This is a genomic window from Lutibacter agarilyticus (genome assembly GCF_900188235.1).
Classification (GTDB): Bacteria; Bacteroidota; Bacteroidia; order Flavobacteriales; family Flavobacteriaceae; genus Lutibacter; species Lutibacter agarilyticus.
This window is the reverse complement of record NZ_FZNT01000004.1, coordinates 408,983-422,164: the sequence shown is the minus strand read 5'-3', so window position 1 is coordinate 422,164 and position 13,182 is coordinate 408,983. Positions and strand designations below refer to the sequence as shown.

7 protein-coding genes are annotated in these 13,182 nt (G+C 32.7%); 3 read left to right on the top strand and 4 right to left on the bottom strand.

Annotated features, from left to right (window positions below; genetic code table 11):
* Nucleotides 1-2: 2 nt before the first annotated feature.
* The 4 genes from CHB67_RS09220 to CHB67_RS09205 form a co-directional block, all read right to left on the bottom strand.
* Nucleotides 3-3,326, bottom strand: a complete 3,324-nt coding sequence (locus tag CHB67_RS09220) for an alpha-amylase family glycosyl hydrolase (RefSeq protein WP_089381467.1) — start codon at nucleotides 3,324-3,326, stop codon at nucleotides 3-5.
* An 80-nt stretch (nucleotides 3,327-3,406) separates the two neighbouring features.
* Nucleotides 3,407-4,735, bottom strand: a complete 1,329-nt coding sequence (locus CHB67_RS09215) for a SusE domain-containing protein (RefSeq protein ID WP_089381466.1) — start codon at nucleotides 4,733-4,735, stop codon at nucleotides 3,407-3,409.
* An 18-nt stretch (nucleotides 4,736-4,753) separates the two neighbouring features.
* Complete coding sequence (locus CHB67_RS09210; RefSeq protein WP_089381465.1) at nucleotides 4,754-6,610, bottom strand: RagB/SusD family nutrient uptake outer membrane protein; 1,857 nt, start codon at nucleotides 6,608-6,610, stop codon at nucleotides 4,754-4,756.
* A 10-nt stretch (nucleotides 6,611-6,620) separates the two neighbouring features.
* Entirely contained in the window at nucleotides 6,621-9,578 is a 2,958-nt protein-coding gene (locus CHB67_RS09205) for a SusC/RagA family TonB-linked outer membrane protein (protein ID WP_089381464.1), read from the bottom strand.
* A gap of 311 nt (nucleotides 9,579-9,889) precedes the next feature.
* On the opposite strand from CHB67_RS09205, the gene CHB67_RS09200 reads away from it, so the two are divergent.
* From CHB67_RS09200 to pgmB, 3 genes are all read left to right on the top strand, one after another.
* Nucleotides 9,890-10,915, top strand: a complete 1,026-nt coding sequence (locus tag CHB67_RS09200) for a LacI family DNA-binding transcriptional regulator (RefSeq protein ID WP_089381463.1) — start codon at nucleotides 9,890-9,892, stop codon at nucleotides 10,913-10,915.
* Nucleotides 10,916-11,173: 258 nt separating this feature from the next.
* A complete protein-coding gene (locus CHB67_RS09195; RefSeq protein ID WP_089381462.1) occupies nucleotides 11,174-12,517 on the top strand; it encodes an MFS transporter in 1,344 nt (447 codons plus the stop codon).
* 4 nt (nucleotides 12,518-12,521) lie between these two features.
* Complete coding sequence (pgmB, locus tag CHB67_RS09190) at nucleotides 12,522-13,178, top strand: beta-phosphoglucomutase (RefSeq protein WP_089381461.1); 657 nt, start codon at nucleotides 12,522-12,524, stop codon at nucleotides 13,176-13,178.
* Nucleotides 13,179-13,182: the final 4 nt, after the last annotated feature.

The window sequence follows — 13,182 nt, the reverse complement described above, 5'->3', positions numbered from 1 at the left end:
TACTATTGTTTTATAAGTTTAAGTATAACAGGGTTAGCTGTAATAATTTTTGCAAGGTACAAACCTTTGGGTTTATTTTCAATATTTAATTGCACTTTTCCATACCTAACAGGGTATGTTTTTGAAGAAATTAATTGAGATTGCGTATTGTACAATTCAATTGTAATTTCTTTTTCAGCAAATGGAACAGCAATTTCAATAAAACCTTTTGTTGGGTTAGGATAAGCAGTAACACCTTCATATAAATCTATGCTTTTAGAGAAGAGCCCTTCACAAGCTACAGTTGTTGAAACTTCAACTAAATCTCCATGATTTACAGCAACATTAAACGATTTGTTAGAAGTTTCTAAAACTTGTTTCCCATTAATAAGAACGTTAAATGGTGCAGTACCTTTTGTAATTTCAATGGTTGCTTTATTTGCTTTTACAGTTGTTTTACCAGCAATGGTTTCACCTGCTTCAATAGTAACTTCATAACATTGTTGGTAAGTTTCACCATCAACTAAAATACAAAACTCATAAATATCTGGTGCTAAACCTTCAACAGTTAAATTAGTGCTAAATTGGTAAGTAGTACCATTTATGGTAGTTGTGTAGTTTAAAGCTTCATTAGCTAAAATTATAATTTGGCCGTTGTTTTTACCTGTACAAGTTTCTCCTATGGCTTCTATTTCAAAATTATCTGGAGCAAGATTAAATATTGGACAACCTGTTGCATTTACAGCAATACCTTCCATAGTATTTGGGCATAAATCTTCTGTATCTACTACACCATCATTGTCACTGTCATCGGCTGAAGTTCCACCTCTTGGATCTACTAATTTTACGGTTGAATACATTTTATATTCTCCAGGTTTTAATGAAATACTTTCAGAAGTAGCTGTCACATTTTTTTCTTCACCTGTAAAATATTCGTACCAAGTACCAGTTTTAGTAAATGTTGTTGAAACACTTTTAGTTGAAATGTCAAAATTCCCAATAATTACAACATCCATACTTGTATGTTTCAACACTATAGATTTTGTGAGTGTGCTTCCAACATTTAAATCAAAATTTGAGGTATTAAATACTTCAGGATATTTCGTTTTAAAAGCGATAAGTGTTGCCCAGGTATTGTAAATATGTTTTCTATTCACACTTTCTTCATAATCCCATTTAATAGGTTTTCTAGACAATCGGCAATCATTACTTACAGACCCGTCAGTACACGTATTTATAGAAAAATCGTACCCTAATTCACCAAATTGCCAAATCATTTTTGGACCTGGAATGGTAAAAAAGAACATTCCGGCAGTTTCTTGTCTAGACAAAGCTGTAGTTAAATCTCTTACATTATAATTGGTATTTGAATTACCATTATTAATGTTTTTATACATTAAACGTTCTTCATCATGACTTTCCATATAACCAACTACGTTTGGATTGTTCCAGCCGCGTTCAAGGTACGACATCCAAGAAATACTAGAATCACTTGTAAAACCCATAGTGTTTTGGTTGTAACTATGATTTAGATTTCCCCAAAACATGAAGCCATAATTAGCTAGTTCTTTTTCTTCACTATTATCCGCAAAATGTTCTAAAATTAAATAAATAGTATTTGAAGTATTTGCCCAAATAGTATCGGCATAGTCTTTTAAAATTGCAATTCTGGAAGCATCGTACTGACTCCAAGCATCTACATTATTAGGGTTGTTTGTTTGCGTAAATCCTTTTGATAAATCAAATCTAAAACCATCAATTTTAAACTCATTTACCCAATGTTCTAAGGTTTGGTTTACATAGGTTTTAGTGTGTTCGCTCTCATGATTAAAATCGTTTCCTACATTAAATGGATGTGTGGCATTTACATTTAACCAAGGATTATTTGCCGCAGGTTTGTTTGTAGAACTATCCCAATACATTTGTGCTAGCGGACTTTGACCAAAAGCGTGGTTATAAACAACATCTAAAATTACAGCAATGCCTCTTTTATGGCATTCATCAACAAAAAGTTTAAACGTATTTTTTGAACCATAAGCTTTGTCTAAAGCATTGTGAAATGAAGGGTTATAACCCCAGCTATCATTTCCTTCAAACTCACTTACTGGCATTAATTCAATAGCATTGATACCTAATGATTGTAAATAATCAAGTTTTGTAATTGCAGTTGTTAAATCTCCAATATCATTGGTTCCAACAACTGTAAAATCTCTTAGTAATAATTCGTAAACTATTAAATTGTTTTGTAGAGGTTTTGTAAAATCGGTAACAGTCCAAGTGTACTCCTCTTCATTTATTTGAAAAGTTGAAACAATTCCTGTTGTTAAATTAGTAGGGTAGGCCTTTAAGTTAGGGTATGTTGATTCAGGAATGTATTGGTCGTTCCAAGGATCTAATATTTTTTCAGAATAAGGATCAGCAACTTTCAGTCCGTCATCAATTAAATACTGGTATGCATATTCAGTATTGATATCTAATCCAGCAATTGTTAGCCAAAAATCGTCACCATCTTTTTTCATTTGGTATGCTGTGCCTAATTTCCAATTATTAAAATCTCCAATAATAAATACATCATTTTTTAGTGGAGCTTTTAATAAAAAAGTGACTGAATTATCTGAGTTTTTATTCAAACCATATTTTAAGTTAGAAGGTTTGGTTTCAGTTTCAGTAGGTGCTTTTACAAATATTGAAATTTCTGTTTCAGCATTTTCAGTAGCAGCTTTGGCTGTAGCTTTTAAAGTATGATAACCTGTAGTATTTAATACATAGGTTGTTGAAATATTTTTTGAAGCACTTTCTGTTTTTATTGAAGTGCCATTAAATAGTAATTCTAAATCAGCATCAATTGAAGCTTCCGCTGAAATAGTGATATTATTGTTTAAATTTAACACACTATTGTTTGAAGGTGTTGTAAAAGTTACATTTAAACCTTCTTCATAAATTTTAATAAAATAGTCTGGACTTGTTTGTTTAGATCCATCAGATGAGCGAAATACAAGTGCTAAATCGGTTACCTTGTCTCCATTTGTAATATTATAAAAGTCAGCAATTTTTGGAGTAATAACAAAGGTGTATGTATCTGTTGCTGTTCTCGTAAGTTTGGCTTTATCGGTATTTACATTCCATTCAGCAATTACGTATTTCCAATCAGAAGTACTTGTAGATTCTGTAGTTAAAACACCTGTATGTGCATACACATCTCCTGTATAACCTTCTAATCCAGTTCCGGTAGCATCAAGTGTTATGGTAATTTCAGTTGTTGAAGTAGGTATTGCAGGAACAGTACTAACTTGAGAAAAAATGAAGTTTGAAACTATTAGAGATAATAAGCGTACTGTTTTTTTCATTAGTGCAGTATTTATGTAATTGAAATTTAAAAAAAAAGGCTGCTGAACCAGCAGCCTTTTTAAGTAGTTATTTACAGTAATTAAATTGCTGTAATTGTATATGTTGGAGCGTCAGGATCTGTAAAATCGATAGCGATATCATAGATGCCTTCAACTACCTGAATGTTGTCACCTCCAGGTTCTAATACTCCATCAGCACCAGTATCTCCTAAGTTTAAGTCCCAACTGTCATTAGCTCGGAATTTAACTTCACCGTCAGATAAAGGGAATGCTTTTAGCACCCACACATCATCTGTGCTAAAATCAATAGTAAGTTTGTCATCTGGTACAGGGTTGTTATCATCTGGCCATCCTATAGGTGTTCCGTCTCCTACAATTCCCCAAATATTAGGTATTTCTTCTAAAGTGTACTCCAAAGTTTTAAAGTCAATAGTTATAAGATAATTCCCTGCAGTTACCGCAATATTATCACCACTAGGTTCTAATATTCCATCAGCACCTGTGTCTCCATAATTTAAATCCCAAGCATCATTTGCTCTAAATTTAATTTCACCATCAGATAATTTAATAATTACCTTCCAAGTGTCAGAATATGAATCATATACCAATTGCTCATCTGGAGGTGTTGTATCACCTGGCCAACCTATCGGAGTTGCATCTCCTACAATTCCCCAAGAATATGGGTCAATACTATATGCTAAAGTTGAAGTGTTGAATGTAATTTTATATGTTCCAGCAGTTACAGGTATATCATCACCTCCAAGATCAAGAACACCGTCTAAACCTGTATCACCATAATTTACATCCCAAGAGTTGTTTGAACGAATTTTCATCATTCCGTCTATTAATGTAACATAACAAACCAATACATTTGTTTCAGAAGTAGTAAAGAAAGGAGCATCTGGACGCTCATTTCCCCAATCGTTATAAGCACTTCCAACAACACCCCATTCAGTAGATAAGTCTAATTTATCTTCGTAAGCAGTAGCTGTAAATGTTGTTGTATTTGAAACAATTTGTTTATATGCACTTAGTACAATATTTATAGTTACATTAACTTCAGTAGGTGTATTTCCTGCTACGCCAATTCCTAATAATATTTTATTTAATTGGACAGTTTCAAATACTTTAGATAAATCTGCCCCTGCTGAAATAGTGTTAGATTGGTCTTCATTGGTAAATGTTACTTGATAGGAAGCACCAGCGTTGTATCCAAAATCAGGATCAGTCCAAGACACTATTAAAGCATCTTGATCTGCGTTTTCAGGTAATAATACAACTTCAGAAACATTTAAGCTTGCTGTTGTATTTGCATCAGGGTTTAACACCGTGAATTCTTCTTTGTCACAGCTTACTATAAGTGCAGTAAGGCTGAACAGCATTAATATATTATTTAATATTTTTTTCATTTTTTCCTAGTTTAAAGATTAGTACCCTGTGTTTTGAGTTAAATTAGGGTTTGCATTTAAATCGGTTGATGGAATTGGGAAAATGTCTAAATGTGCTGAAGTAGCTGTTCCTTCTTTAACACCACCTTTCCAAGGCCAAACATAATCACCGTTACTAAATCTACCATAACGAACTAAATCAGTTCTACGGTGTCCTTCCCAGTATAATTCTCTAGCTCTTTCATCTAAGATAAAATCTAAATCAATTGAAGTTACTTTTCCAAAGTTATCTGCTCTATCTCTTAATTCATTTATATATCCAATAGCTTCAGATTCGCTACCTCCACCACCTCTTAAGGTAGCTTCAGCATACATTAAATAAACGTCAGCTAATCTGAATAAAGGGAAATCAGTATCGGTAAAATTTCCTGTTGAATCTCCTCCAGCTAGTCCATTTTGATCTACATTTTTGAATTTAGCAATGGCATATCCATCTGTAAATGTCCCAATTTCTTCAATTTCTAAATTTTGCCCATCTGTATGGAAAATTCCTCTAGGATCACTTTCAATAGTAAAAGCTTGTGTTACCACATTTACAGTGATTTTATATAAGCCAGCTGCTACAGCAATATTACCATTTTCATCTCCGAAATCATTACCCCAAGTATTGTCTGGTCTAAATTTAATTTCACCATCAACTAAAGTAGCAAAGCATTGTTTTACATCAGCATCAGAAGTTTCGTATAAAACAACATCTGGACCACCCCATCCGTTTGGAGTTGCAGAGCCTACAATTCCCCAATTTGAAGCAGCGCCAATAGCGTTATTAGAAGCTGTTAGGTCAATTCCTGTATTAAATTTGTTTACTAAAGCACTTGTAGTTCTGTTACCACCCCAACCACCGTTGATACCAAAATCATCAGGGTCCATTGAGCCACCAACAGCAGCGTGTATTAAAAATGTTGTTCCACCGTATGATTGTGTTCTTAAGCCATCAAATGCCACTGGAAAAATAACTCCTGTTGTAGTGTGGTTATCAGCTAAAAATAAATTATCATAAGTGTCTTCTAAAGTATATCCTGCATTAATAACCTTGCTTGCGTAAGTAACACAGTCACTGTATCTATTTGTTCCAGTATAAACTTCAGCATTTAAATATAATTTTGCTAATAATGTCCAAGCAGCTGCTTGATCTGCTCTTGCATATTCGTTTGATTTTGGAGCAGTCATATTACCTTCAATAGCTAGTAGTTCACTTTCAACAAAATTAAATAATTCAGTTCTATTACTTTGTTGAGGTGTCCAATAACCAACTTCATCAGCTTCAGTTACTAATGCAATATTTCCATACAAGTCAATAGCGTGTGCATAACTTAAAGCTCTTAAAAAACGCGCTTCATTTCTGTATAATTGCACCTCAGCTAACAAATCTCCAGTAACACCTCTGTCACTTAATTTACTAGCAGTAGTTTCTCTTAAGAAAGCATTACAAGATGTAATTTGGTACATAATTCTGTTATAAAGTGCCGCAATAAATTCGTTACTAGAATTCCAACTTTGGTTATGGTAATCAGGTAAACTACCATCAGCCCATCCAATAACAGCTTCATCAGTTGTAACTTCTTGAGCTAACCAATATTGTCTTATATACTGGCTAAACCCTTCATCAATACCTGTAATATCAGGTAAACCTGCAGGACCTTGTTGTCCGCTAATTGCTAAACCTGCATATAGTTTAGCTAGTACTTGTTTGTATGCAGCTGGATCGTTAAATAACTCATCAGCTAATACATAATCGTTATCTTTAGGAATTTGATCTAAATCGTTAAGACAAGATGTAAAAGTAAACAGTGTTACTAAAGCTCCTATTAATATTTTAAAAGAATATTTTTTCATTTGTTACTAATTAAAAAGTTAAGTTAAGTCCTAACATAAATGTAATAGGTCTTGGGTAAATATTATAATCAATACCACTACCAACTTCAGGGTCTAATCCTGTGTAGTCAGTTATCGTCCATAAGTTTTGTCCTGATAAAGATAAAGAAGCATTAGCTTTTTTATCATTAGGATTGTTAAACCTGTAGCTAATATTAATATTATCTAATTTTATGAAAGAGGCATCTTGAATGTAGTAGTCAGATAAGTATCTTTCAGCTCCACCATTTACAAATCCTGATTCTAAAACGTTTTCTACTCCATTTGAAATTACTTCCGGGAAAGCAGAGTTGAGTAACTGTAAACCATATCCTAAATTAGAGTCAATATTATTGTACACGTAGTTTCCAACGTTAGCTCTCCAAGCCATTGTGAAATTCCAGTTTTTATAATCTAAGTTAGCTGCTAATCCAAATGTAAGATATGAAGCAGGATTTTTATACCTGTATTTGTCGGCTATTGTAATTTCACCATCATTGTTTCTGTCAACATAAACACCCTCAATAGGTTTGTTATTTTCATCATATACTTGTTCGTATACAAAAAATGAACTTGGAGCATATCCTACGGTATGTCTTTGAATTGTATTACCAACACCTCCACTAAATCCACCAGTTTCAACACCTTCATAATTAGGGTCGTTGTTGGTTGTTAATTTGGTAATTTCTGTATCGTTATAAGTTGCGTTAAATGCAATGTCTAAATTTAAATCGTCTTTTCTAATAGGGTTTACATTTAAACTTAACTCAACACCTTTATTTACCATAGTTCCAATGTTTGCATTACCAGCGTTTGAAAGTGAAGAACCTCCAGGGAATGGAATAAAATTTAATAAATCTTTAGTTTCTCTATAGTAAGTATCAACAGAACCTGTTAATAAATCGTCCCATAAACCAAAATCTATACCTAAGTTATAAGTAGTCGTTTCTTCCCATTTTAAAGTAGTATTAAATGGTTCGGCTCTGTAAGTATTAATAAAACTATCTCCAAATTGATATTGAGCAGTTTCAGTACTTCCTAAGTATTGCGCAATTGCAGGATAGTAAGGACCAATATCTTGTTGTCCTGTAATACCCCAGCTTAAACGTAATTTTAAGTTTGTTACAGTTTCTGAACCAGACATAAAGTCTTCTTCATAAATTTTCCAAGCAAATGCTGCAGAAGGGAAGTTACCCCATTTGTTATCTCCAACAAATCTAGAAGAACCGTCGCGTCTGTAAGTAAGAGTTAATAAGTACTTGTCAGCAAATCCGTATTTTAATCTTCCAAAGAACGATTGTAAGTTTAATACATTATAGAAATCAAAAAATTGAGTAATAGTTGGGTCTTGAATATCAGAAACACTAGAACCTTTATTTTCAAAGTTTTGGTAAGAATATCCTGCCATAACATCAAGTGAACTGTCAATTGACTCAAGGTCGGTTGCATAGTTTAAATAGAAATCCCATAGTAAGTTAGTTTTACTTTGCTCATAGGTTCTTTCGTTACCTAATTTAGCAAGTTCAACATTACTTGCCGTAGCTGAATTATAAGTATTGTCGTGACCATCACTAGAAGAAACATCGTACCCTAAATTAAGATTAGCTCTTAATTCTGGTAAAAAGTGCATTTTATAATCAAATTGAATATTTCCAATACTTCTTGTTGCATAAGCTGAATTATCTCTTTGCTTTAATAAGGCAACAGGGTTTTTAGGAGCTCCAACAGCAATTGGATTACCATTTGTTTGTAACCACTGCCAGTACCCACCGTAAGGAGAGCTGCTGTCGTAAACAGGTTTGGTAGGATCCATTGATATAGCGCTACTAATAGCACCTGTGTCAGCAAATCTATTGTTTACTAATGCAAGATTTGCGTTTAAATCAATTTTTAAATGTTCATCTAATAATTTAGTATTACCACCAATAGCGTAGGTAGCTCTTTCAAATCTTGAAGTTTTTATAGTACCTGTTTGGTTGGTATACCCCATTGAACCTCTTAAGTTGTAATGCTCATTTCCACCTTGTAAACTTAAGTTATGATCCGTTCCAACTCCTAACTGAAATAATTCGTCTTGCCAATCAGTTGATGCATCTCCTAATAAAGCAATATCCGAAGCTGTCCCGTTAGTTGTTATATAATCTCTAAATTGTTGTGTAGATAATGCATCAACAGTTCTAATGTTTTGGCTTACAGATACGTTTCCTGTGTATGTAGCTTTAAATCCGTCACTAGTACCTTTTTTAGTAGTAATAATAATTACCCCATTTGATGCTCTTGAACCATAAATAGCGGTTGCAGATGCATCTTTTAAAATAGTATATGATGCAATATCATTTGGGTTAATAGTACTTAAAGGGTTACTAATCCCATCAATATTCCCACCATCAACAGGTACACCGTCAATTACAAAAAGCGGGTTGTTAGATGCCGTTAAAGAAGAACCTCCTCTAATTCTAATGGTTGAACCTGCTCCAGGAGCTCCACCTTGTGAAACTACGGTAACACCAGCAACTTTACCGGTTAACATTTGGTCGGCAGTTACAATAGCACCTTTGTTTAAATCCTCTGCTTTAACAGATGTAACAGATCCTGTAGCATCTTTTACCGTTGTAGTACCGTATCCAATAATTACAACTTCATCTAAAGCTTGTGAATCTTCTTGTAATACAACATTAATAGTAGTAGAACTACCTACTGTTACTTCTTGAGTATTGAAACCCATGTAAGAGAATATTAAAACATCTCCAACTTTTACATTGTTTATGGTATAATGACCATCAAAATCAGTTGTAGTACCCATTGTACTTCCTTTAATAATAATGCCAACGCCAGGTAAACCACCGTTACCTTCAGATTCTGTTACGGTTCCTGATACTGTTTGTTGCGCAAACATTAGTGCTGGAACTAGAAGGATGACATTAAACAAAAAAATTCTAAAATTTTTCATCTATTTTAAGTTAATTAATAATTAAGGTTTGTTTTTAAAAATTTGTACTATTTATTCACTTTTCACAGTGTGAAATTACAATATTAACATAAATATAACAGTATTTAATATGTTACGCAAACGTTTTCGTGTTTATAACTTTATCACTCTAACGTTAGAGTTGATCATCTTTTTATTGAAAAAAATATCAATTATCTACTTTTTAGGGGTAAATAAGAACAAAAATAACGTTATATATGGATCAATTAGTTTATATATTAAAAGTATAAACTCTATATTTGTAGCAAACAGATTAAAAAATTAATGAATAGATGAAGCAAAGAATTACTTTAAAAAAAATAGCAAAGGAATTCGGCGTGTCCATTTCTACAGTATCTAAAGCTTTAAAAGACAGCCATGAAATTAGTGAAGAAACTAGGGGAAGAATAAAAGCTTTTGCTGATTTTTATAACTATAAACCTAATAGTTTAGCACTACAACTTCGCAGTCAAAAAACAAAGGTAATTGGTGTAATTATTCCTGAAATTGTGCATCATTTTTTTTCTACAGTAATTGATGGTATTGAAAGGTATGCTATAGAAAAAGGGTACAATGTTATGGTTTGTTTATCTAATGAATCATACGAAAAAGAAGTTTCAAATTTCAACTTACTAACCAATGGTAGTGTTGATGGGTTAATAGTGTCTATAGCTAGGGAAACGCAAGAAAATCAGCAGTTTAAACATTATGAAGGCTTGATTAAAGATGATTTTCCTTTGGTATTATTTGATCGAATTAATGATGACTTAAATTGTGACAAGGTAATAATTGATGATATTGGAGGAGCTTATAAAGCAACCAATCATTTAATTGAAATAGGTTCAAAACGCATAGCTTTATTAACTACGCAAGATTTTATAACAGTAGGTTCTCTTCGGAAAGAAGGTTACCTATATGCGTTAAAAAGTAACGGAATTGAAGTAGATGAAAGTTTAATTTATAAAATTGACGACAATCAAAACCTATACGATCAAATTGAAAAAGTAATCAATGTACCAAATCCACCAGATGCCATACTTGCTGTAAACGAAATATATGCTGCAAACGCCTTAATTTGCGCTAAAGAAAGAGGGCTAGTAATACCAACAGATATAGCAATTATAGGGTTTACAAGTGGTTTAATTTCTGAATTTACATCACCGCCTTTAAGTTGTATTGTTCAGCACGGGTATTTAATGGGACAGCAAGCTGCTGAATTGTTAATTAATAGAATTGAGCATACAGGACCTAAAGAATTTCAAAAAGAAGTCATTTCACCTAATTTGAAAATTAGAAAATCTACACTTTTAGATCATTAATTTTTTAAAATATTGGAAAATAGCTTGTTAATTGTAAAAAAAAATCAAAAAAAATTAACATAACTCAAAGGTTATAGTACTGCAAATTTTAAATTTAGTGTATAAAACCAATATCTAAATTTAGAAATTCTCAAATAAATTAATATCTTTGTTACGTAAAATTTATTTTACACTCACTATTTTTTCACACTTCACAAAAATCAGTTTAAACCTTTTTTAGGGTTTTAAATTGTTGTAATCATTTAATATTATTATAATATGGAAAAACGGAGACTAAGTTTCTGGGATATCTGGAACATGAGTTTTGGTTTCTTAGGAATTCAAATGGGATTTGCATTACAAAATGCCAATGCAAGTAGAATATTGCAAATTTTTGGAGCTGACGTTCATGAATTATCATGGTTTTGGATTGTCGCGCCATTAACAGGTTTAATTGTTCAACCAATAATTGGGTATTATAGTGATAAAACTTGGACTCGATTAGGAAGAAGAAGGCCCTTTTTTTTAACAGGAGCATTATTGGCCTCTGTTGGATTAATATTAATGCCTAATGCAGATATGTTTACGGCATTTATGCCCGCTCTTTGGGTTGGTGCAGGTATGTTAATGATTATGGATGCATCATTTAATGTTGCTATGGAGCCTTTTAGAGCTTTAGTAGCAGATTTGTTGCCTTCGGATCAAAGAACCCTTGGTTTTAGTGTTCAAACGGTGTTAATTGGTATTGGAGCTGTAGTTGGTTCTTGGTTACCTTATGTGTTAACAAATTGGTTTGGTGTTTTAAACAATGCAGGTCCAGGTGAAGTTCCAACAAACCTTTTATTATCATTTATTATTGGAGCTTCTGTTTTGGTAGTAAGTATTTTAATAACCGTTTTTACCACAAAAGAATATTCTCCTGAAGAGGTAGCACAATTTAGTTCAGATGAAGATGAAGAGGTTGAAGAAGAATCAAGTTTACTTGATATTTTCTCAGATTTCAAAAAAATGCCAACAACAATGAAGCAATTGAGTTCAGTTCAATTCTTTTCTTGGTTCGGACTTTTTGGAATGTGGGTTTTTACAACACCTGCAATTGCACATCATGTATATGGGTTGGGATTAGATGACCACGGTACAGCATATCAAGAAGCAGGTGATTGGGTTGGAATACTTTTTGGAGTTTATAATGCAGTTTCTGCAGTTTATGCCTTCTTTTTACCAGCAATAGCTAAAAAAATAGGTCGTAAAATGACACATACGGTTTCTTTAATATTAGGTGGTTTAGGGTTGATTTCAATTTATTTTGTTCCAAATGAAAATTGGTTGTTCCTTTCAATGTTTGGAATAGGAATTGCTTGGGCTAGTATTTTAGCAATGCCTTATGCAATTTTAGCAGGTTCAATTCCTGCAAAAAAAATGGGTGTATATATGGGAATATTTAATTTCTTTATTGTACTTCCTCAAATTTTAAATGCCTTAATAGGAGGGCCAATGGTTAAATACCTATATGGTGGAAATCCAATTTACGCTTTAGTTGTTAGTGGAGTTTCTCTATTAATTGCAGCAGTATTGGTAGTAAGAGTAAAAGACGTTGACGACGAAGTAATTACAAGTAATTAAAAAGATGAAAAAAGAAATAGCATTTATTTTCGATTTAGATGGTGTAATAGTAGATACAGCAAAGTATCACTTTTTAGCCTGGAGAAATTTAGCCAACTCATTAGGTTTTGAATTTACTGAAGAACACAATGAATTGTTAAAAGGAGTTAGTAGAGTTCGTTCTCTAGAAATTTTACTAAATATTGGTAAAGTTGAATTAACCGATGAGGAAAAACAACCATTACTAGTTCAAAAAAACACCGAGTATTTAGAGTATGTAAATAAAATGACTGCCGATGAAATTCTGCCAGGAATTAATGGATTGTTAGATTATTTAGACGAGCATTCAATAAAATATGCATTGGGTTCAGCAAGTAAAAATGCGCCGTTAATTTTAGAAAAAGTAGGTCTTTTTAATCGTTTTGCAGCCATTGTTGATGGAAACGATGTTTCAAAAGCAAAACCAGATCCTGAAGTGTTTTTAATTGGTGCTCAAAAATTAAATATGAAACCTGAAAACTGTATAGTTGTTGAAGATGCCATTGCTGGTGTTGAAGCTGCTAATGCTGCAAAAATGGTAAGTATTGGAATTGGAGATGCCAATTTATTAAGTGAAGCAACGTTTGTTTTAAGTGATACAACAGGCTTTACAATTGATTTTTTAAGAAATATAATGAAATAAGAAA

Bases quoted from the DNA above. Each gene is read 5' to 3' on its own strand.
- CHB67_RS09220 (WP_089381467.1), bottom strand. From the start codon at position 3,326: ATGAAAAAAACAGTACGCTTATTATCTCTAATAGTTTCAAACTTCATT.
- CHB67_RS09215 (WP_089381466.1), bottom strand. From the start codon at position 4,735: ATGAAAAAAATATTAAATAATATATTAATGCTGTTCAGCCTTACTGCA.
- CHB67_RS09210 (WP_089381465.1), bottom strand. From the start codon at position 6,610: ATGAAAAAATATTCTTTTAAAATATTAATAGGAGCTTTAGTAACACTG.
- CHB67_RS09205 (WP_089381464.1), bottom strand. From the start codon at position 9,578: ATGAAAAATTTTAGAATTTTTTTGTTTAATGTCATCCTTCTAGTTCCA.
- CHB67_RS09200 (WP_089381463.1), top strand. From the start codon at position 9,890: ATGAAGCAAAGAATTACTTTAAAAAAAATAGCAAAGGAATTCGGCGTG.
- CHB67_RS09195 (WP_089381462.1), top strand. From the start codon at position 11,174: ATGGAAAAACGGAGACTAAGTTTCTGGGATATCTGGAACATGAGTTTT.
- pgmB (WP_089381461.1), top strand. From the start codon at position 12,522: ATGAAAAAAGAAATAGCATTTATTTTCGATTTAGATGGTGTAATAGTA.